Raw genomic sequence first — 23,035 nt, 5'->3', positions numbered from 1 at the left:
TACAAAGGGTACGAGCAAGAGATTTATGGCATTTGTCTCATCGATTGATTCGTAAGATTCTGTCACATAATCTATGCTTTGTACTCAACAAAAAACTTGGTAACCCGCCTCTTCAGTTTGAGTTGCTTATTTCAAGTTGAGAGTGGGGTTTACTCTCTACAACTGGTTTGTAAAGTAACGTCAGCTTTTGCAACTGATGTTAATAATACGTAATGAACTACCCACTACTTTAGAAGTAGGGGTTTCTTAGGTAATGCTCATACTTGATACGATATTCTGTATCAGAGGTTAAGCAAATTTACTAAGCTAACCCTGTCGCACCGACAGTTTTTGAGTGTTTAGCTAGTATCAATCCTTGGTTTAAGATATTGATACTGGCGTTAAGGTCGCGGTCATTTTCTTGCAAACAACTTGGACAATTCCAAGATCGCACCGACAGCGGTAATTCAGCTTTCGTTAGCAAGTGACCACAGTTTGAGCAGGTCTTAGAGGATGGATACCACCGGTCTATTTTGACAAGCGTTTTACCGTACCACTCTGCTTTATAGGCCAGCATGGTGGTGAATGACGACCATGAGCTGTCCGATATGGCTTTGGCAAGCTTCCTGTTCTTAACCATACCCTTTACATTCAAGTCCTCTATGGCAATCACATCGTGGTTTTTGATGATGTTGAATGAGAGCTTATGTAGAAAGTCTTTGCGGGTATTGGTTATTTTCTCATAGACCTTGGCAACTTTTATTTTTTGCTTCTGATAATTACGGCTCTCTGACAGCTTGCGCTGATCCGCTTTGGCAACCGCTCTGCGCTTGGCTAAAATCTTTTGTTCTCGCGCCAGTTTGTCTTGCAGCTTTGCTAGAAACTTAGGATTGGCAACTCTACATCCGTCCGATAAGACGATAAAGTCTGTCAATCCTAAATCAATACCGATGTTTGATTGGGTTTTTGGTAGCTCATTAACAATAGTTTCGACTAACAGGCTGGCAAAATACTTACCTGATGGGGTACGGCTGATGGTGGCGCTCTTAATCAAGCCGTTTATTTTATCGGGGAATTTGGCATTGATATGACCGATTTTCGGCAGTTTAACGGTGCTGTCTGTGATCGCTACCGTTCCTTTCTGATTGTTGGTGGTATAGCTGTCTTTAATGCCTTTTTTCTTGAACTTAGGGAAGCCAGTACCACCTTTAAAGAATTTACTGTAGGCAGCTCTTAGGTTTTGTTGAACATTGGCTAGTGCCAAGCTATCGACTTCTTTGAGCCATTCAAATTCTTTTTTGTACTGAGCTGGTGTGTTGTTTAAGGTGGTTTTAGTGGCTTGGTAATAATCAATCTTGTCGGCAAGCATCCTATTCCAAATAAAGCGCGTGCAACCAAACGACTTAGCAAAGAATATCTGCTGATCCTCGTTTGGGTACAACCTGACTTTATAGGCTTTAAGGATTTGCTTAGTCATTATTTACCTTGATCAACGATATATTTTTTAATAACTTCAAGAGGCGCACCGCCAGTCGTGATTAGGCAGAATGATTGCGACCAAAACTTATCTTCCCAAAGCTTGGTTTTAATCTTAGGAAATTCTTTTTTCAATAATCGACTGCTTGCTGATTTATAGGTGTTAATGAATTTACTAATTTCGGTTTTGGGGTGTGCTTTGAATAAAATATGAACATGATCTTTGTCGTGATTCCATTCAACAACATCAATCTTATAATCGGGTGCAATGCGCTCAAAGATAGCTTTTGCTCTGTCCGATACTTCGTCATCAAAAACCTGTCTACGGTATTTAGTTACTAAAATTAGATGGTAATTTAGCAGAAAGACTGAATGATAATTAGTGTCTAAAAGCATTTTATTATAAGGCCTTTATATAAATAGACTGAATTAGATATTTATCATATAATAATAATCACGCAAGGTCAAACGCATTCACCCCACTACCTTAGAGGTAGGGGATTTCTGCGGTAAAATGTTAAATAGAATAGTAAATTGATACCAACCAAGATACAAACAGCAAAAAGCCAGAGTATTATCGACTCTGGCTTGGGGATACAGTGATTTATAAAGCTTATTAATACTAGGGCATATTCAACAGCAAGCCATAAAAACTTATAGCATTAGCAGCCTTTAACTACGATAATCAGCATTTATTTTGACGTAATCGTACGATAAGTCACAAGTATAAACCGTATCACTGGCATCGCCACGTGCTAGGTCGATATGAATGGTAATCTCAGGGCGACTCATTACCGTATTACCCGCCGCCTCCGTATAACTTGGTGCGACGCCACCGTTTTGACAAATCATCACTTCGTCTAGATAGACATCGACCTGCTCTGTATCGAGGTCTTCAACGCCTGCATAACCAACTGCAGCTAAGATACGGCCCCAATTGGCATCACTGGCGAAAAACGCTGTTTTCACTAAGGGTGAATGGGCGACGGCATAAGCCACATCACAGCATTCTTGTGTTACCTTGCCGCCAGTAACTTTTACAGTCATAAACTTAGTAGCGCCTTCACCATCACGTACAATCAACTGCGCCAGACGGACAAACACTTCGGTCAATGCTGTCAATACTGGCTGATAATGTGGATGCTCAATGCTATCAATGACCTCTGAGTTCGCTGCGCCTGTCGCTATCAATACACAGCAGTCGTTAGTAGAAGTATCACCATCGACAGTAATGCGATTAAAAGATTGCTCATTGATGGCGCTTAGCATCTCTTGTAATAAATCAGCAGCGATATTGGCATCCGTTGCCACATAGCCGAGCATGGTAGCCATGTTAGGGCGTATCATTCCTGAGCCTTTTGACATGCCAGTAATGTGATAACTACTCCCAGAAACATCAACTTTTTGGCTGGCAAGCTTAGGAATGGTATCAGTAGTCAGGATACCATTCGCGGCGGCGAGCCAATTATCAGGTGCTAAGTTAGCCAAGGCATCATCTAAACCAGCAATGACTGCATCGCTATTTAACGGCTCACCAATCACCCCAGTAGAGAACGGCAAAACGGTATCGGTAGCCACGCCAGCTTTGTCTGCCAATGCAGCGCAGATATCTACAGCACGGCGCTTACCATCAGCACCCGTACCAGCATTAGCATTACCGGTATTGGTCACCAAATAACGCGGCGAGACTTTAGCAAAGTGCTCACGTAACACTCGCACAGGCGCAGCACAAAAGGCGTTCTTAGTGGTGACAATCGCAGTGGTGGCGGTATCCGCTATTTCAATCAGCACCAAGTCATCACGATCTTTATAACGTACGCCCGCTGCGGTGGCGCTTAATTTTATACCTTTAATAGGATAAATAGTATTAGGTACTGCAACGTTGCCAACGGCCATAGTGAAATCCTTATGTTTTAATTTTTATCATCATTTATAGAAAGAGAGAGACGAACCTATCATTTACTTAAATCAAACGCTGACCAAATTGGTGCATGATCAGACGGTTTTTCCATGGCACGTAGCTCGTAACTGATGCCTGCATCGACACAATTATCGACTAAATCTGCGGTGCACAAGATATGATCGATACGTAAACCGCGCTTAGGCTCATCGTTGAAGCCACGACTGCGATAATCAAACCAGCTGTATAACTCGGTACTCTCTGGATAATGCAAACGATAAGTATCAGTCAGCTCACGCGCCATAAGGTCACTATACCACTCGCGCTCCTCTGGCAAAAAGGAGGTTTTTCTATTTTTAAGCCAGCGTTTGGCATTGACTTCACCAATGCCGATATCGATATCTTCAGGTGCCACATTCATATCACCCATAATGACAAGCGAGCGCCCTTCTGCTTTTAAAGTGTCGATATACTTTATCAAATCGGCATAATAAGCGCGCTTCATCGGAAACTTGGTCGGATGATCTTGGCTCTCCCCTTGTGGAAAGTAACCATTGAGCACATCAATCTCACGCCCTTGCAGCTCGTAGCGTGCATGGATAAAGCGTTTTTGTGCGTCTTCATCTTCACCAGGAAAACCTTTTTGTACAAAAATAGGCGCAACTTTGGACAATAATGCGACGCCGTAATGGGCTTTTTGACCAAAATATTCGACGTGATAGCCCAAACTTTCCACATTTTCAAGCGGAAATTGCTCATCGTGAACTTTGGTTTCTTGTAGCCCCATGACGTCAGGATCGATTGTCTCTCGCACTGACTCAAGCTGATGCTGACGAGCGCGAATACCATTGACATTAAAACAAACAAAACGGGTCATAAACTATCCTATACTGATTGATTGAAATGGGGTTTTGATACGAATATATGAGATACCGCCAAATGTAAGCGACTATGATAACAGACGTAGACCAACCTATCTGTTGCGTGCCTTTATATCTTAAGCTAGAGTAGTTATTATTGGCAGAATTATTAGGGTCTGTATAGAATTCAACCCCTAAGCAACGCTTGGTAGAAAAAGACTTCACCAAATAAAACTTATTAAAATATTGAGCATTTTTATGACAACCACTATCCACAAAAGTACCAACGCAGCGGCGACTATGAATAATGAAACCACACCACTATTTGCGACAGATTATAAGGTGTATATTAACCATACTGATGCGGGCGGTATAGTCTATCACGCCAATCATTTGGTCTTTTTTGAAAACTGCCGACGTGATTGGTTTACCAAGCTGGGTTTGAATGGTTATTTCTTACAGACTGATGCTGGTGACGTGCAGCACTTCGTCGTAAGCCAAGCAGACTTACAATACAAAAAAGCCATTCTCTTAGATGAAGTTATCAATGTGCGCATCGATAAAGTCGAGCTAAAACCTGCCAGTATTATATTCTATCAAAGCATCCATCGTCATACAGCAGATAACAATGCCAAAACTAGCAACAGCTTATTAAGTAGCACCAAAATTGTCATTGCCTGCGTACAAAACCAAATTAGACCAGAATCGATATCTAAAGATAAAATCGGTAGCAACGATACTGGCGCTACTGCCACCCCCATGCGCCCCATCCGTGTACCACAGACCCTACGCACCACTATCGAGCAAGCGATAGCACAACATATTGCTGAGTAATTTTTCAAATCACGGCCTAAAGATGAACAACCGTTTATTGTTACAATGACGGTTTTAGTGTCCACTCCTTAACCTCTAAATACATTCATTTATAGCTATATTGTATGTACTGAGCAGTACGCGCATGTTAATAGTGTATTTACATAGATTCATGCTAATGTATTGCTTAAATGTATCATTTTATACTTAATACATTATTTTTAGTGATAGGTAATCAGTAAGAGATCTTATTTAAGCGTATTTTCTAAAATTCACTCATTAGACTTTCACACTTTTATCATTCATCGCAACTGAACGAAGTAACAAAACTTAGCGGTCCGTCAATAGATAAGGATATTATCGCTCTCAGCGGCAAACGATTTACGTCAGCGCTGATAAGTTTTATTGACACGGATATGGCTGCTTTATTACACAATCCCACCCTATTTAGAACTTCAAGGACGCTGACATGACGCCGAACAAACCTTGGCTTGCCCAATATCCCAATGGTGTACCTAAAACGATCAACCCAGATAAATATGGCAGCATCATGGAGCTGTACGAGGAGTGCTTTGATCGCTTTCGTCTGCATCCGATGAGTATTTGTATGGGCGTTACCCATACCTACGATGATATTGATAAAGCCTCACTTGCCGTTGCAGCATGGCTACAAGCGCAAGGGTTGCCTCAAGGCAGTGTGGTGGCACTCATGATGCCAAACGTACCGCAATATTTGCCGACAATGATTGGTATTTTGCGTGCTGGTTACGTTTGTACGCCTGTTAACCCGCTATATACCGGTCGCGAGCTCCGTCATCAACTAAATGATTCAGGGGCTCAAGCTATATTTGTGGTCGACAACTTCGCTCAAGCACTCGAGCAAGTCATTGAAGAGACCAATATCAAACGTATTGTCCTATCAAAAATGGGCGACATGATGGGTCTGAAAGGTATTCTAGTGAATACCATCATCCGTCAAGTTAAGCGTTTAGTACCTAAATACAACCTTAATGACCCTAAATATGACGTCACCAAATTACCTGACGTGCTCAAAAAAGGTAGAAACCTGCCTTTCCAAAAGCCAAAAATGACTTTGGATCAAAAAGCCTTTTTACAGTACACCGGTGGTACGACGGGGCTATCAAAAGGTGCAATTTTATCTCAGCGTAATATCGTCGCAGCTGCTATGCAATCAGAAGCATGGACACGGCCTATTACCTCAGAGATCAACGAGGTTTATATCAATATGGTCATGGCGTTACCGCTGTATCATATTTTTGCCTTTATGCTTAGCTCACTCGGTATGCGCTCGGGTTATACTTTTATTCTGGTACCTAATCCACGTGACATACCAGGGTTTGTCAAAACATTATCAAAACAGCCGTTTCATATTTTCCCTGCGGTTAATACCTTGTTTAAAGGGTTGCTGGATAATCCAAACTTTAAAGACTTGGATTTTAGCTCATTGCGTATCTCACAAGCTGGTGGTATGGCTGCGACAGAGCAAACTGCCAAACGCTGGCTTGAGACGACAGGCTGTGCCATGATTGAGGGCTGGGGTATGACTGAGGGTGTTGCCGTGGGTACAGCCAACGTCGTCACTGATCGTAAGTTCAACGGCACTATTGGTGTTCCCGTCCCTAGCGTAGATATTGTTATTATTGATGACGAGGGCAATCGCGTTGGGGTCAATCAGGCAGGCGAGATGTGCGTAAAAGGCCCTAACATCACCTCAGGCTATCTCAATAGAGACAGTAGCGACGACTTTACCAGCGATGGATATTTCCGTACTGGCGATATCGTCAGCATGGATGAAAAAGGCTACTTTAGACTATTGGACCGCAAAAAAGATATGATTCTGGTCTCAGGATTTAACGTCTTCCCAAATGAAGTTGAATCGGTCATGCTCGATTATGAGGGTATTATTGATTGTGCGGTGATTGGCATTCCTGATGAGCGTCAAGGCGAAACAGTCAAAATATATGTTATCCCTGCAGACAATAACGTGACCAAAAGCGCTATCAAAGAGTTTGCATTAGACAATATGACGGGCTATAAATGCCCACGTCATATCGAGTTTGTCAGCGAGCTACCAAAAAGTAATGTGGGTAAAGTACTGCGTCAAAAACTCCGCGAAAAACACATGGCAGATAACCCTCAATTCTAAATGATATAAAACCTATATCGTAACAAGCGCCTTACATAATATGTGAGGCGTTTTTTCCTTAACCCCTTGATGCCTAACTGAGAAAAACGTTCATTTCAGCTTACCAAACATCCTGTCTTCTCTATTTTGCAACATATATTCTTTGGTTTATCAAACTTAATAATAAACTATCAAGTTCTTGTATGAAAATAACGGAATCAATGGTAATTATGTTAATGTGTTGCCAAAATATGTCACTTAGTTAAAATATCATTATATAGAGGTTACCGTATTTCAGCAGTCTGTGAATAAATGGGATAGCACGCGACAATCCATTGCCCTCAAAGCGATGACTGGTATTGTTGACATGGATGTGACTACTTTCTTATAAAACCTTAACTTATCTCAACATTTAAGGACGCTAAATATGACAGTAGATAAACCTTGGCTCGATCAGTACCCTCAAAACGTACCAAAAACTATCAACCCTGATCAGTATGAAAACCTCATAGAGCTATATGAAGAATGCTTTAACCGTTTTCGTATGCACCCAATGACTATCTGTATGGGTGTCACTCATACGTATGGTGATGTCGATAAAGCCTCTCTTGCCATAGCGGCATGGTTACAAGCGCAAGATATTCCCAAAGGTAGCGTGGTGGCAGTTATGATGCCAAACGTACCACAATACTTGCCGACGATGATTGGTATTTTGCGTGCTGGCTACGTCTGTACCCCTGTCAACCCGCTATATACGGGTCGCGAATTGCGTCATCAACTAAATGATTCGGGCGCTCAGGTTATTTTTGTGGTCGACAACTTCGCTCAAGCACTCGAGCAAGTGATCGAAGAGACCAATATCAAGCGTATTGTCCTATCAAAAATGGGCGACATGATGGGACTAAAAGGTATTTTGGTTAATACCGTTATCCGTCAGGTTAAGCGTTTAGTGCCTAAGTATAATCTTAATGACCCTAAATATAATGTTACTAAATTTCCTGATGTATTAAAAAAAGGCAAAAACCTACCTTTTAAAGCACCAACAACCGCCCTACAACAAAAAGCTATTTTGCAATACACTGGTGGTACGACAGGGCTATCTAAAGGGGCTATATTGACTCAGCGTAATGTCGTCGCTGCCGCCATGCAGTCAGAAGCCTGGTATCGCCCTGTCACTTCAGACATCAATGAAGTGTACATCAATATGGTCATGGCGTTACCGCTGTATCATATTTTTGCCTTTATGCTCAGCCTTTTGGGCATGCGTTCAGGGTATACCTTTATACTGGTACCCAACCCACGCGATATGCCTGGTTTTGTCAAAACGTTATCCAAACAGCCGTTCCATATCTTCCCTGCGGTTAATACGCTATTTAAAGGACTACTGGATCAACCAACCTTTAAAGATTTAGATTTTAGCTCGCTACGTATTTCACAAGCTGGTGGTATGGCTGCCACTGAACAGACGGCAGCTCGCTGGTTAGAAGTCACTGGCTGCCCGATGGTTGAAGGTTGGGGTATGACCGAAGGTGTGGCGGCTGGTACGGCCAATGTCATCACTGACAGAAAGTTTAACGGCACCATAGGCATACCAGTACCTAGTGTCGATATCATCGTCGTAGATGATGAAGGTAACCGTGTAGGCTTACATCAAGCTGGCGAGATGTGTATCAAAGGGCCAAATATCACCTCGGGCTACCTTAATAAAGACAACACTAATGATTTTACCAGCGATGGTTATTTCCGTACAGGCGATATTATCAGTATGGATGAAAGGGGTTACATCACCCTACTTGATCGCAAAAAAGACATGGTTTTAGTCTCAGGATTTAACGTCTTCCCGAATGAGATCGAATCTGTCATGCTGGATTATAAAGGTATTGTTGATTGTGCGGTAATTGGCATTCCTGATGAGCGTCAAGGCGAAGCGGTCAAAATATATGTGGTGCCTGCAGACAATAACGTGACCAAAAGTGCTATCAAAGAGTTTGCATTAGACAATATGACGGGCTATAAATGCCCGCGTCATATCGAGTTTGTCAGCGAGCTACCAAAAAGTAACGTGGGTAAAGTGCTGCGTCAAAAACTACGTGAAAAACACATGTTAGACAACCCTCAAGCTTTATAGCCTCCAAAACGATAAAAGCCCTCCACATGTGATGTGGAGGGCTTTTTTGATCTTATTTTCCGCTTACTCTAATGCCAATATAGTCGTTCTAATTTAAAAATAATACAGTGTTGCTAACTGACTTTATTCACTATTTGTAATGGCAAATGCTTCATTGCTTGACCGACGATCGACCACGGTAAACTTGGCACACAAGCTTCCTCTACTCCAGCTTCAATCGCTGCAACGATGGCTTTGGTGCCCGTATCTGCATCCACTTCAAATGGTAATGGTTTGGCATTGGTATTGATTTCGGTACGGATATAACCTGGATAAATAGTAGAAATCTGAATCGGCAGTTTGGTTAACAACATATCAGCACGAATGCCTTCCGCTAGATGAGCCAAGCCCGCTTTACTCGCCCCATAGGCTGTCAGATGCTTAGGCAGTCCGCGCATCGCTGACATGCTCGATATCACCACCAGATGTCCACTATTTTGAGCGCGGAAAATATTCATCGCTGCTTCGCACTGTGCCAATGCTGATACAAAGTTGATCTCAACCGTACGGCGGTTAGTATCAAAGCGGCCTTTGCCAATACGGCGGCTATCACCAATACCCGCATTAACCACAACACGGTCTATATGGCCAAAATCACCCACAAACGCATCAAACACTTCAAAGATCGCCTCATAATCGCTGACATCTAGCACGCGATACTCGATACGAATATCAGGATATTGTGCCGACAATTCTGTTTTCAGCCCTTCTAATCGCTCAGTACGCCGCGCACAAATGGCCAAGTTATAGCCAAGCTTAGCAAATAACCTTGCCATGCCCTCGCCCAATCCTGAGCTAGCACCAGTGATTAAAATCGTTTTGCCATGGCCAATCTGCTGCTTATTCAAGCCTTTTAGATAACGCGCTGGCTGTATGGCACCAAATAATTGATCTTTACTTTTAATAGCCGTTTTTGCCACTAGGCTCATTAACTTATGTTGCATGAACTGTCCCTTATTTCTCCATATCGATATCAAGATAGCGCGAAGCCTCTCGTTTGTCTATCTAGCTTTGGTATTATTTGAGCTGATAATGCATTCATTATAAATCCTGATGATAGCGGCTCTGACGATAAACGTCATGACTAGATATTTATATCAGAACTGTATAAGTAGCAGCGTTATTTGAGTTTGACTATAGTCAGTCTTTCATAAAATAAGTACAAATATTATAACGCGCTACTGGGATAAATTTCCCTTGCTTGCTGTGCCGGCGCAGACAGAGGCAGCGCAAAACTTATCCCAGTAGCACTGTATTTGTTTTATAGTGGATCGACTATACATAAGAGCTTATTAAAAGACGTGGCAAAAAACTGCCCGTTATTTTAACGCCATGTCACAAAGCGTTTGCCTTCAGCGAATAAATGACTATATTCATTTAAAGACAATAATCGTGTACTTTGCTCCTTGAAAGTAATAGACGTTACGCCAGTATTGACCAAGCTTTTATTGAGCTGATAAGCGGTTTGGCTACCCTGCTGTAACAATTGTGCAGTGATAGCTGCGATGATGCCGCCAGAAGTAAAGACTAGCACGGTACTATCTCGCTCTAAACCCATCTTTGCCACTTGCAAGCGTACTTGTTCAAGCGCCAGCGTTGCCCGCTCATTAAACTGTGTCCAGCTTTCGATATAATCATGATCATTATCACCGGCATGCCAGCGCTGCATGGCCTGATCAAACAGCTCAGCCAAACGCGTCACTGGTATATTCACTTTAGCAAGCTCAGCTGTGATGGCTCCTTTACTAGCAAAGGCAGGATTAGACTTGATAAACACGTCTTTATGATTAAACTCATCAAATTGTGGCAGCACATAGCTGTCTGGTGTATTTAGGTCGATTGCAGATGTGCTAGGTATATTGCTATTGGCGTCAAAAGATGACTGATAACGCTCCCAAAAATGACGGGCCGAATCCTGCTGCCTGACCAAGCTGCCAGTAAAAATAGCATCGATTTGGCGCTGAGTAGTCGCGTAGTGCTGACCCAGCATTTGTGCCTGTTGCTCACCAAGCTCTGAAAGCTGATCGTAATTTTCTTGACCAAATGAAGCTTGACCATGACGTGCTAAAAGTATGGTTGTCATAAAATACTGCCTTATCACTGATATTTCTTGAATTTTACTTAAACTATTTATTCTTCAGGCTTTTGAGTGGTTTGCGCAAAATAGCTTTTTGGCAAAATACCTTTAATAACAGTTTGTACGGAGTTTGGTAGCTGTTCAACGGTGGCAGCATCGACGCCCATATCTTGCAGATGCGGCTGCACATGACTGGTAAATAGCGCCTCTCCTTCATACTGAGCAATCAGTTTAAGACATTTGGCATGTAGTACATGGACGATAATCCAAAAGTTCTTAAACGCTGGATTGGTGGTTTGTTTATGATAGTAGCGATAATAAATTTGTTGAACGATACCCGCCAGACGGAATAGACCAAAGACCTCATAAAAAGTCCAATTTTCTATCTCTAACCCCGTCTGCTCAAGATAATAAGCAACAACTTCATCGCGGGTCATCATACCCTTTAGGTGAGTTGGCTGACGGCGTGACTGCTGCATGATGATATTGTCATCTTCTTCAATCCAGTACGCTAATGCGCTACCCAAATCCATCAAAGGATCGCCAAGGGTCGCCATCTCCCAATCAAGGACGCCAATGACTTTGGTCGGATCGTCAGCTGCCAAAATCACATTGTCAAAGCGCCAATCGTTGTGTATGACACAGGTTTTACTATCAGCAGGTGTATGCTTACCAAGCCACTGCCGTACCAATGCAAAGCTTGGCACGTTAGGGGTTTTGGCTTTGACATAGCGCTTATCCCAGCCACTAACTTGGCGCTCACAGTAACCATCGCCGCGACCCAGACTCACCAAATCAGGGTGTTGTTTGTAATCCACTTGGTGTAGCTCCACCAAAGCATCGATGACATTGGTACATAACTTACGTGTTTGCTCGGTATCTAAATCAACCCCTTTTGGTAAATTGGCACGAGGAATAATACCTTCCATACGCTCCATCACATAAAAATCTGCACCGATAACGGCTTCGTCAGTACACAGCGCCACCATTTTTGGCACATAAGGATAAACATTTTCTAGCGATTTTTGTACCGTATATTCGCGCACCATATCATGCGCCGACTTGGCTTTAGTGCCTTTTGGTGGACGACGTAAAATCAGGTCTTGGCTGTTATCCAAGCTTTTATTTTCATATTGTAAGCGGTACGTCCAGTTAGAGGCACCACCTGAGAATTGCGTTACGGTAGGCGCGCCTTCTATCTCAACACCTTGAGCTCGTAGCCATTCACTGACGGCTTTAGCATCAAGCTCCTCGCCTTCGCGAACAGCGCCCCCTTTATCCAGTACTTTATCTGATATTTTATTATTATTTTTAACATTATTAGCAGTTGCCATGAGACATTCCTTATCTTGTGGTTATTGTTTAAGATTTAAAAATCCACTATCAAATATTCGATAGTGAATTTTCATCAATCTTTTTTAAACTTGTTCTCTATTTAATACCATTCACAAAAATTAGAGTAGCAAGGAAAACGAGTGAAAGTACTACGCTTTGTAGACTAAACGAGTTTGACACAGCTAATCTTACTTCTTGGGTTTGGTATAAACTATAAGCTCAATAACATTCTATAATTATGATTTAGCAGGTTTCGACGGACGTTTAAAACCCTGACGCTTTAATTCTAATTTGGCAATCATGGTTTTATGCACTTCATCGGGACCATCTGCTAAGCGTAGCGCCCGTGCTTGGGCAAAGAAGCTTGGCAATAATGTATCTTGGCAGACACCCATGCCGCCATGGATCTGAATCGCCATATCGACCACTTCTTGCAATACCGTTGGGGCAACGACTTTAATAGCAGAGATTTCCGTTAAGGCCGCTTTGGTGCCTTGCGCATCCATTTTTTGTGCGGCATATAAAGTTAATAGGCGTGCTTGATCAATTTTGATACGAGCGTCAGCGATACGTTCAAAATTACCGCCTAATTGAAGCAATGGCTTACCAAAAGCGGTGCGCTCCATGCCGCGCTTAACCGCCAATTCTAATGACTTTTCAGCAGCCCCAATACAACGCATGCAATGATGAATACGACCTGGCCCTAAGCGACCTTGGGCAATTTCAAAGCCCATACCCGGCCCACCGATAAAGTGACTAACTGGCACACGTACCTCATTAAAACTGACTTCGCCGTGACCATGCGGCGCATCGTAATCACCGAATACTTTGAGCATACGCTCGATATTGACGCCCGCTGTTTTTGCTGGCACTAAGACCATAGAGTGCTGATGGTGACGGTCTTTATTTTCATCGGGGGTATATGCCATGACAATCAACACGTCAACCGCTGGATCACCAAGACCCGATGACCACCATTTACTACCATTGATGATAATCTCATCACCTTCCACGACAGCCGTCGCTTGCATATTGGTCGCATCACTAGAAGCCACATCAGGCTCAGTCATACAAAACACCGAGCGCGTTTTGCCTTCAAGTATCGGCGTCAACCATTTATCCTGCTGCTCTTGTGTACCATAGCGCCATAACAATTCCATATTGCCGCTATCAGGCGCATTACAGTTAAATACATAAGGCGCTAATAAACTACGACCAGTCAGCTCAGCAATCGGTGCATAATCAGTAACCGACAGCCCTGCACCCAACTCATCATCAGGAAGGAATAAGTTCCATAACCCCGCTTCACGCGCCTGCTTACGTAAGCTCTCATATTTTTCAGGCCACTGCCATGTTGTCCAGTCACCATCAGGATTTTGCGCTTCACGGTCTTGCCAGAACTGCGCTTCTATTGGTTCAATATGGGTTTCAATAAATGCTTTAACTTTGGCGTGCATGGCTTGACCATGTTCTGTGGCCGTAAACATTAATGTATCGGTAGACATAGCTGACATCCTTTTTCTTGCTGGTTGTTGATTATCTTCATCAAATTTTTTACTAAAACTTGATGAGACTCTTATAGTGTACGTACGTATACTCTTTTTGGTATGCCCCATTTATAACACAGCAAATATGAATAAACAGCAAAAAGGCGCGACCCGCTAGGACACGCCTTTTACAAAATACAAACAATGCATCATACAAACCAAAGATGCTCAACGATTAATAAATAAGCAATATATAGCCGATTCAATTTAAAAATTATAGCAGCGGCACGTTAATATAAATAACTCGCTTTTATCTTTAACGGACTATAGTTCGGTAAAATAAAAGCGAAACGATTATAGAACGATATATATATCATTATTTTAGAATGTTTAAGCGGCTATTCAGATCAACACGCATCAAAGCATCTGGTAGCTTATCAATCGCCATATTTACGGTGGCTTCTGCCGCTTGTGACAATCCCAATTTTTCGGCTAGCGTTGGTTTTTGGCGTGAATGTAGTGCATAGACTTCGTTGTTTTCCATTCGTTCTAAAATATAGCTGTCCGAAGTTTGCAGACTATCAATTAAATTGAGTTTTAGCGCGTCTTCACCATACCAATGCTCTCCAGTAGCCACTTTATCGACATCTAATGCTGGACGGTAAGTATTGACAAAATGCTTAAACAACTCGTGCGTTTGCTCTAGCTCTTCTTGATATTTGGCACGATCCTCAGCAGCATTTTCGCCAAATACAGTCACGGTACGTTTATAGTCACCAGCGGTAAACATTTCATAATCGACATCATGATTTTTGAGCCATTTATGGAAATTTGGTAATTGTGATACCACTCCGATAGAACCAATCACGGCAAATGGAGCAGCGATAACGTTGTCTGCAACACAAGCCATCATATAGCCCCCACTAGCCGCAATTTTATCCACGCAGACGGTTAATGTTAGACCTGCATCTTTTAGACGTGCCAATTGTGCCGCTGCCAGTCCATAACCATGAACCAAGCCACCGCCTGACTCAAGGCGCACGACGACTTCATCGCCTTTATTGGCAGTGCCAATGAGCGTACTTATTTCTTCACGCATATGCTTAACCGCCGAGGCTTTCATATCGCCATCGAAATCAAGGACGAAAACTTGTGGTTTAGAATTGTGCTTTTTTTTCTTATTCTTGGTTTTTGCTTTTAGCGCTTGCTTGGCTTTTTTAGCCATCACTTTTTTGAATTGCTTAAGCGCCGCTTTACCTTGAGTTGCCTCCATCAGGTCTTCACGACGTTGTTCTTGATTTTTATTTAGATGAATAACGCGTAGCTCAACAGGGTTTTTAGTAGGATGAAACAGCATCAGTAGTATTCCTTGAATGGTGTAAATAATTTTAATAGCATTTTATTAGTTATCTTGATATGTGCCCAGCGACCTCTATTTTCAAGCAAAATGCAGATATTTACGCCAAGGCAATTGTTACTGAATAAACTCGTCGGTATCGAGGTACTTTTATACTTTGATTGGGCTGCACTGACTCCTAAGGTTTGATTGGACTCCGCTGGTTGTATAACAAAGGCAGATTAGGCATAATATGCGTTTACATCAAATTTTCTGCAGCCAACGTGATGACCATTTGTCTTAATCGCGTTGTTTGTGCTTTTTTTGCAAATAGCTTGAAACGCGCAACAATGGCTGCATATTGTACTTCGAATTGGGCTGACAACTGGATAACCTTATTATGACGCAAAGCACTATGACGCATAGCGAATACCGAGACGAATATTGCGGAGCCGTAACCGAAAGCTTAATTGATCAGACTATTAGTGTCGTGGGCTGGGTACATCGTCGTCGCGATCACGGTGGCGTGATTTTTTTAGACATGCGTGACCGCGCTGGTATCTTACAGGTCGTTGTTGACCCTGATACCCCAGAAGCTTTTGCCACTGCTGATGCAGTACGCCCTGAATACGTACTAAAAATTACAGGCCGTGTACGTCGTCGTTATGAAGGCACCGAAAACAACAATATGACCAGCGGTCAAGTGGAACTATTGGGCAAAGAGATTGAAGTATTGGCAAAGTCTGAAACGCCACCATTCCCTTTGAATGATGAAAACACCACAGTATCAGAAGACTTGCGTCTAAAATATCGCTACCTTGATATGCGTCGTCCACAGATGCAAGAGCGTATGGTTTTCCGCGCTAAAGCCACTTCAGCGATTCGTCGTTACCTAGATGACCATGGCTTCTTAGATGTTGAAACCCCTATTTTGACCAAAGCCACGCCTGAAGGCGCACGTGACTATCTTGTGCCTTCGCGTACACGCCCGGGCAACTTCTTTGCTTTGCCGCAGTCGCCACAGTTATTTAAGCAATTATTAATGATTTCAGGTTTTGATCGCTATTATCAAATCGCTAAATGCTTCCGTGACGAAGATTTACGTGCTGACCGTCAGCCAGAATTCACCCAGGTGGACATTGAGACTTCTTTCTTAAATGAAGAAGAAATCATGAACATCAACGAAGGTCTTATCAAACATCTGTTTAAAACCATGATGGACGTTGAGTTTGCAGACTTTCCGCGTATGACTTATGCTGAAGCAATGCGTGACTATGCGTCAGATAAGCCTGATTTGCGTATTCCATTGAAATTGGTCGACGTTGCTGACTTGATGAAAGACGTTGACTTTAAAGTATTCGCGGGCCCTGCCAATGATCCTAAAGGTCGCGTCGCTGCCCTACGCATCCCTGGTGGTAGCTCGCTTAGTCGCAAGCAAATAGATGCTTATACCAAATTTGTCGGTATCTATGGCGCGCGCGGCTTGGCTTATATTAAAGTCAATGATGCCAGCAATATTAACAACGGCGTGGACCAAGAATCTGGTCTACAATCACCGATCATCAAAAACATGACTGATGATGTATTGGTGAGTTTGATTGAACGTACGGGTGCAGAAAGCAGTGATATTATCTTCTTTGGTGCCGATAAAGCCAGTATCGTCAATGACGCCATGGGTGCACTACGTCAAAAGATTGGTCTCGACCTTGAAATGACTACGTGTGAGTGGGCGCCACTTTGGGTCACTGACTTCCCCATGTTTGAAGAAACGGACGACGGCAAGTGGACATCCATGCATCACCCGTTTACTAAGCCTAAAGGCTCAGTTGAAGAATTAAAAAACAATCCAGAAGCCGCCCTGTCGATTGCTTATGACATGGTCTTAAACGGTACCGAAATTGGCGGTGGTAGTTTGCGTATCAACACGTTTGAGATGCAGCAAGCAGTGTTAGAAGCGCTAGGTATTGGTGAAACTGAGGCCGAGGACAAATTTGGTTTCTTATTGGATGCACTCAAATTTGGTGCGCCGCCGCATGGTGGCCTAGCCTTTGGTTTAGATCGCTTGATTATGCTGATGGTCGGTGCAGGCTCTATCCGTGACGTCATTGCATTCCCAAAAACTAAGACAGCTGAGTGCCCATTAACGCAAGCACCTGCTGAAGTTGATAGCAAGCAGCTACGTGAGCTTGGTATCCGTGTGCGTGAAAAAGTACAGGCTGACGCCAACAAGCCTGCTCAATAAATGGTTGAATAATGCGCAGATATTTTTTACAGTGCAGGTTACGTGATTCGTCACCATGTGAATGGTTATGAATCCGTATCATATCTTCAAAATCGTGCCATTGTCTGTCTTGCAGATGCTGGCACGTTTTGTTGCGTGGGTCATTTTAAAGATGCCTAACGCCAGTATCATGCGCACAGTGAATACTAATATCGCACTGATTGCTCATACCTTGCCTAATTTGCAAAAACAAATCCTTGTCAAAGACATTATTTACCATCAATGTTTAACCAGTATTGAGTCGATTAAGAGTTGGGCGATGCCACCAGAATGGAGTATCGCCCAGATTCGTGATGTGCATAATAAAGACATTTTATTAGAAGGACTTGCTAGTCCTAACGGCATGCTGGCAATCGTTCCACATCTGGGAACGTGGGAGATGATGAACGCCTGGCTCAATCAGTTTGGTTCACCAACCATCATGTATAAACCAGTCAAAGGTGATATTACCAACGACTTTGTGCTACAAGGGCGGGCGCGGCTCAATGCGACTTTAGTACCTACCGATGGTAGCGGGGTCAAAGCCGTTTTTAAGACGCTTAAACAAGGGGGGTTTAGTATTGTATTACCTGATCACGTCCCCGACCCATCAGGTGGTGTCGTCGTACCCTTCTTTGGTGTTGAGACGTTAACCAGCACCCTCGCCTCCAAACTGGCTAGCAAAACCAAATGTGCACTGGTGGGCTTATCTTGTATTCGCCGTGACGATGGTCGTGGCTTTGATATTTACTGTTATAAACTTGATAATCCAGCACTTTATGACCGCAACGCCGAAATCGCTACTCATGCGCTTAATAAAGCGATGCAGCATATGATTAAAGACAATTGCAGTCATTATATGTGGGGCTATCGACGCTTTAAGCACATACCCACTGTAGGTAATCCTTATACGGCTGATAAAACCCTCTTAACTACTTTTATTCGCAGTAATCAGGATAGGCATTCTGCTCACAACCAAGATAGTGCTAACGATGTACCTCATAACAATGAATGCAATGAGCAATAACCGTACAATCAATTAAGCGTTTAGAGATATCGCAAACAACAGCTATGCTAGTATTGGCTAACTTTTTAATCTTATTCATCAGTCCTTCATTTACATCAATATGAGTGCATTATGGCAACTGACGTAACCAACCCTTTACCGACAGACCAAACGCCAGCAGGCATCCATATGTCTGAGCAGCGTTATATCATTTGTATGAAATGGGGCGATAAATATGGTCCTGAATACGTCAATCGCCTTTATAATATGGTCAGTCGCCATCTTACTTTAGACTTCCAAATGGTATGCTTGACTGATGATAGCGCGGGTATCGACCCTAATGTCGCTTGCTATCCTATACCTGAAATGGATTTACCCGCTGGGCCTGAGCGTGGCTGGAAAAAGCTCACGACTTTTAAGCCAGAGTTATATGATTTAAAAGGTGTCGCCTTATTCTTAGACATCGATATCGTTATCGTCGATAATATTGATGCTTTTTTCACTTATAGAGCTGAGTATGAAGACAGCGTGGTCATTATTCGTGACTGGAAAAAGCCATGGCGCATGATTGGCAATAGCTCGGTTTATCGCTTTAATATCGGTATGGGCTCCTATCCTAATTTGCTCGCAAACTTTGAGCGCAACTTTGAAACCATTCGTACACAGGTTCGTCATGAGCAGGCTTATCTTTCTAACTATCTGCGTGAGCATCACCATTTAGAGTACTGGGATAAAAACTGGTGTGTCAGTTTTAAATATCAGTGTATGGCGCCTACTCCTTTGAATTTTGTACGTGCACCGACGTTACCTGAAGGCGCAAAAATTGTTATCTTTCATGGTGAAATTAATCCACCAGACGCTATCAAAGGCGGCGGCGGTAAATGGTATCGTCATGTCAAACCAAGTCCTTGGTTGCAGGAATATTGGGTGTAATTGAGTCTTTGAGATATTCGGAGCTAAACATGAAACGACCTCCTGCTGCTACCTTTAATATTGACAATCGAAGTATTTCTATTCTTGCTTTTGATGCCAACGAAGCCGAGCAAAATCTCCACCGACAAAGGGTGAATATTATTGCCTCTGGTCCATCTATTGCCGATTTGACATTTGCAGAATTAGTAGATACAGCGACTATTTTTGTGAATGGGAGTATTAGCTTAACGGCTCAACACAACTTTACCCATATAGTCGGCTATGTCATTAGCGATGCGCGTTTTGTTAAACACCAGCCAAATATTTTAAATAACTATTACACAGGTCAGCCTCTCTATGCCACTTTGGCAGTGCTTGAAGCATTAGCAATCACTCACCCCAGTCTCATAAAAAAATACCATAGTGCGATGCGTATTATCTATCCTGCAGGTAGGCCGTGGGCTGTGAAAACTAATAAGTCTTGGTTTAGTAAACTACTATCAAAGTCACTCTCACGTAATAGAAAAATATCGCTATCGATGTTGGCTAATCAACCCAACTTTGTTATCAATACGCAGCATCAGCCTGCGCCTATCGGTTTGTCTTTAAATGTGACGCATGGTTTTATAGAAGCAGGCACGGTTGCTTACGTCGCCGCCCAGTTGGCTTTCTCACGGCATGCCAGCGAGATCCATTTATATGGAATTGATTTATTGAATAATGATCAACCTCGATTTTATGAGAATAAAGATAACAGTGCGCCTTGTAAATTAGACAAGGCTATTACTGATCGGATTGTGCCGTCTTTTGATTTACTAGGACAAACCTATAACGATCATGACGTAAGCGTTGTTAATCATTCGCCCGTATCAAAAGACTTGTTTAATAACTTAGAGACAAATTAGCTTTACTTCAGCACAGTTATAAATTTATAAAAACTGTGCTTTCCATTTTTTTATTTCACACCAAGGGATATTTAATTCAGGTTGCCATTCTTCTTCTATTAATCTATCTAACTCCTCTACTCTTTCTCTTCTAACAACTGGTAAATTAATATCTTTTTGCATCTCAATAGCACGATTATCCACACCGATAATAATTGAACGCTTTGACTTTTGTAATGCTCTTATTCCTGCATGCAACCGTGTACCAACATAATCCACTTCGCCATTTTGTAGCAAAGTATCAAATGCGGCTAACGACTCCTCCAATATTAAAATATCATTTATTTCAGTAACACTATCAGAGCCTAGTTCTTCTATAAGGTAGCTTCTATCTTTTGAACCTTGAGGCCAGAAATATACATGTTCATATTGCTTCTTTAAAATTTTTATAATTTTCTTATCTAATTCAATATCTTTTCTATAATCTGTTAGTGTAAAAACCACTGTACCTGATTTAGCCTTTGGTATAGTAGACAAATGATTATCATCTAAGCCCCATAATGTAGGGCAGCCTGTATTGATAACGTTATGAATACCACATAATGCCAACTTTTCTTTAGTATAATTATCTCTTACTGAGTGCAATATGTCTTTACGTAAAGCATTTCTATAGAATATTTTAGCTCGTAATTTTGTTTTTTTTCTATAATTATTCCAACCTACTCCCAACAATATCGCTGGTTGCATCTTAAAACCATCAAAGAAACTTATAGACCATTGATTTTTTACAGCTTTAAAACGCCAAGAACCTCTTAGCAAGTTAGTACCGCATACGAAAGCTAACGAATTTATCCAAGCTCTATTCAGCTCTTCTCTCGTCAAAACTTTATGTGTTGCAAAGTAATCAAATATCTCGTCTTTAAACATATCATTTAATTCTCTTTTAGCGGCTTCCATTATAATATAGTCGCCGATATTTAATGAGCCTGTCGCTGTGTCATATACGGTTATCATATTTTTTATTCAACTCTCTACTGTAAAAAATTTATATAATTAACGTTCTTATCAATTACTTATGCATCATTTCTTTGAATAAAATCGATATGTTTTTTAGCAATTTCGATTGGAAGTAACGATGTGTCAAATGGAGAAGAAAACTGTTTAGGGTCTTCCATAGCTTCTGATATTTTTTTAGATATAGCCTCTATATCGTTGACAGGCATTAGATTACGTTCAGGTAACATTTCTCGTGGTCCTGATTGACAGTCGGTGCTTATAACAGGTGTACCAAGTGCCAAAGCTTCTGAAATAACCATCGGCAATCCTTCTCGACTTGATGTTAATACTTTGAATTTAGCATGTTTTATATATGGATAGACATTTTTCTTAAAACCCAATAAAAAAACATTTTCAGTTAAATCTAAATCATGTATTAACTTATTTATATCATCTTTTCTTTTCCCTTGACCCAACAATAGTAGCGGCATGGATTTATTAGTTTTAGCATATGCTTTTAATAAAATATCATGCCTCTTTACTTCTTTAAAACTTCCTACGTGAATGATGTAATTTTTATACTCAGGAACAAACGCATCCGCTAATTTCTGAATTTCAGACCTATCAATTGGATTGTTTATCGTTATAGTAGGTGTAATTTCTCCCAAACTATTAATAAAATCATTTTTTACGCCATTGCTTACATTCACACAAGGATGACTAGAGTATATTTCTATTAACCGCTTCTTAACGTTTTTATCTCCATTAATATCGTATTGTAATGAAATAGTATTATGATTAATATTAGCAATATTAGGTAGTTTACTATAAGACATTATGGTATCTGGATGCCTTAAATTAGATAAAACAATATCCGGATGACCAATATTACTTAAAATATACTTATCAAGTACGCGAGCAAATATTTTATAGCGGCGCAGCTCGCCAGGAATGAGTTTATAGGGCTTAAACCTAATCAAATGATAATTTAAGTTAGGATTTAAGTCATATTCTACTAATGGCTTAAATCTAACAATATGAACCTCATACCCAAGTTCATAAAACCCTTGTCCTAATGTCAGCACAGAGCGCTCAGCGCCGCCACCTTGCAGACAATTAATGACCAGTACAGCGATTTTTTTTTGCTGACTCATAGATAATGACCTATTTGTAGATATAAAATATGTGCACTTTTTTAACGATTAAACATTTTAGCAAAAAGTGATTTTGACGCATTTGGGCGAGTGATTTTATTGCCCGAATAACGACGATGGGTTTTTTGTCCAAAATCACCAAAGGAAGTGACGCGATAATCGGTGGTGTGTCAGAAAGTATGCTGAAGAAATAAAGGAGGGTGACAGCCAAAGCAAGATGATATATTTGAGGTTATGAAGACACAAA

General features: G+C 41.7%; 18 protein-coding genes and 1 pseudogene. 8 read left to right on the top strand and 11 right to left on the bottom strand.

Annotated elements, in window-relative coordinates; all coding sequences use genetic code 11:
* A pseudogene (locus tag EI162_RS08400) lies at positions 1–140 on the top strand (IS982 family transposase); the annotation flags it as partial.
* A 161-nt stretch (positions 141–301) separates the two neighbouring features.
* Here the strand turns inward: EI162_RS08400 and tnpB are convergent.
* From tnpB to xthA, 4 genes are all read right to left on the bottom strand, one after another.
* Entirely contained in the window at positions 302–1,456 is a 1,155-nt protein-coding gene (gene tnpB, locus EI162_RS08395; RefSeq protein ID WP_192523927.1) for an IS200/IS605 family element RNA-guided endonuclease TnpB, read from the bottom strand.
* Positions 1,456–1,851, bottom strand: a complete 396-nt coding sequence (gene tnpA / locus EI162_RS08390) for an IS200/IS605 family transposase (protein ID WP_192523926.1) — start codon at positions 1,849–1,851, stop codon at positions 1,456–1,458. The genes tnpB and tnpA overlap by 1 nt, the downstream gene beginning before the upstream one ends.
* A gap of 276 nt (positions 1,852–2,127) precedes the next feature.
* Complete coding sequence (argJ, locus tag EI162_RS08385; protein WP_192523925.1) at positions 2,128–3,351, bottom strand: bifunctional glutamate N-acetyltransferase/amino-acid acetyltransferase ArgJ; 1,224 nt, start codon at positions 3,349–3,351, stop codon at positions 2,128–2,130.
* Positions 3,352–3,410: 59 nt separating this feature from the next.
* A complete protein-coding gene (xthA, locus tag EI162_RS08380) occupies positions 3,411–4,232 on the bottom strand; it encodes an exodeoxyribonuclease III (RefSeq protein ID WP_192523924.1) in 822 nt (273 codons plus the stop codon).
* 241 nt (positions 4,233–4,473) lie between these two features.
* Between xthA and EI162_RS08375 the strand changes: the two genes are divergently transcribed.
* From EI162_RS08375 to EI162_RS08365, 3 genes are all read left to right on the top strand, one after another.
* The gene (locus EI162_RS08375; RefSeq protein WP_192523923.1) at positions 4,474–5,049 is read left to right on the top strand and encodes a thioesterase family protein; all 576 of its coding nucleotides are present in this window, start codon (positions 4,474–4,476) and stop codon (positions 5,047–5,049) included.
* A 448-nt stretch (positions 5,050–5,497) separates the two neighbouring features.
* Positions 5,498–7,195 carry an AMP-binding protein gene (locus EI162_RS08370; protein ID WP_192523922.1) on the top strand — a complete coding sequence of 566 codons (1,698 nt, stop codon included), beginning with the start codon at positions 5,498–5,500 and terminating at the stop codon, positions 7,193–7,195.
* A 406-nt stretch (positions 7,196–7,601) separates the two neighbouring features.
* Positions 7,602–9,302 carry an AMP-binding protein gene (locus EI162_RS08365; RefSeq protein WP_192523921.1) on the top strand — a complete coding sequence of 567 codons (1,701 nt, stop codon included), beginning with the start codon at positions 7,602–7,604 and terminating at the stop codon, positions 9,300–9,302.
* A gap of 113 nt (positions 9,303–9,415) precedes the next feature.
* Here EI162_RS08365 and EI162_RS08360 read toward each other — a convergent pair whose 3' ends face one another.
* The 5 genes from EI162_RS08360 to sohB form a co-directional block, all read right to left on the bottom strand.
* The gene (locus EI162_RS08360; RefSeq protein WP_225736935.1) at positions 9,416–10,285 is read right to left on the bottom strand and encodes an SDR family oxidoreductase; all 870 of its coding nucleotides are present in this window, start codon (positions 10,283–10,285) and stop codon (positions 9,416–9,418) included.
* Between the two features lie 380 nt (positions 10,286–10,665).
* Positions 10,666–11,424 (bottom strand): histidine phosphatase family protein, encoded by a 759-nt coding sequence (locus tag EI162_RS08355; RefSeq protein ID WP_192523920.1) that lies wholly within the window; start codon positions 11,422–11,424, stop codon positions 10,666–10,668.
* A gap of 47 nt (positions 11,425–11,471) precedes the next feature.
* The gene (locus tag EI162_RS08350) at positions 11,472–12,752 is read right to left on the bottom strand and encodes a phosphotransferase family protein (RefSeq protein WP_192523919.1); all 1,281 of its coding nucleotides are present in this window, start codon (positions 12,750–12,752) and stop codon (positions 11,472–11,474) included.
* Positions 12,753–12,989: 237 nt separating this feature from the next.
* Entirely contained in the window at positions 12,990–14,240 is a 1,251-nt protein-coding gene (locus EI162_RS08345; RefSeq protein ID WP_192523930.1) for an acyl-CoA dehydrogenase family protein, read from the bottom strand.
* Positions 14,241–14,616: 376 nt separating this feature from the next.
* Positions 14,617–15,615 carry a protease SohB gene (sohB, locus tag EI162_RS08340; protein ID WP_318779305.1) on the bottom strand — a complete coding sequence of 333 codons (999 nt, stop codon included), beginning with the start codon at positions 15,613–15,615 and terminating at the stop codon, positions 14,617–14,619.
* A gap of 376 nt (positions 15,616–15,991) precedes the next feature.
* Here sohB and aspS point away from each other — a divergent pair, with 376 nt between their 5' ends.
* The 4 genes from aspS (at position 15,992) to EI162_RS08320 (ending at position 20,659) form a co-directional block, all read left to right on the top strand.
* Positions 15,992–17,818: an aspartate--tRNA ligase gene (gene aspS, locus EI162_RS08335; protein WP_192523929.1), complete on the top strand. Its 1,827-nt coding sequence runs from the start codon at positions 15,992–15,994 to the stop codon at positions 17,816–17,818.
* A gap of 67 nt (positions 17,819–17,885) precedes the next feature.
* Entirely contained in the window at positions 17,886–18,863 is a 978-nt protein-coding gene (locus EI162_RS08330; RefSeq protein WP_192523917.1) for a lysophospholipid acyltransferase family protein, read from the top strand.
* A 168-nt stretch (positions 18,864–19,031) separates the two neighbouring features.
* On the top strand, positions 19,032–19,775 hold the full coding sequence (locus EI162_RS08325; protein ID WP_192523928.1) for a glycosyltransferase: 744 nt from the start codon (positions 19,032–19,034) through the stop codon (positions 19,773–19,775).
* 29 nt (positions 19,776–19,804) lie between these two features.
* Positions 19,805–20,659 (top strand): hypothetical protein, encoded by an 855-nt coding sequence (locus tag EI162_RS08320; RefSeq protein WP_192523916.1) that lies wholly within the window; start codon positions 19,805–19,807, stop codon positions 20,657–20,659.
* A gap of 24 nt (positions 20,660–20,683) precedes the next feature.
* Here EI162_RS08320 and EI162_RS08315 read toward each other — a convergent pair whose 3' ends face one another.
* Both EI162_RS08315 and EI162_RS08310 read right to left on the bottom strand, forming a co-directional pair.
* Positions 20,684–21,652: a polysaccharide pyruvyl transferase family protein gene (locus tag EI162_RS08315; RefSeq protein WP_225736934.1), complete on the bottom strand. Its 969-nt coding sequence runs from the start codon at positions 21,650–21,652 to the stop codon at positions 20,684–20,686.
* 59 nt (positions 21,653–21,711) lie between these two features.
* The gene (locus tag EI162_RS08310; protein WP_192523914.1) at positions 21,712–22,788 is read right to left on the bottom strand and encodes a glycosyltransferase; all 1,077 of its coding nucleotides are present in this window, start codon (positions 22,786–22,788) and stop codon (positions 21,712–21,714) included.
* Between the last annotated feature and the right edge of the window lie 247 nt (positions 22,789–23,035).

Origin of the sequence: Psychrobacter sp. FME6, assembly GCF_014861365.1 — a bacterium.
Lineage (GTDB): Bacteria > Pseudomonadota > Gammaproteobacteria > Pseudomonadales > Moraxellaceae > Psychrobacter.
This window is presented reverse-complemented; position numbering and strand designations above follow the sequence as displayed.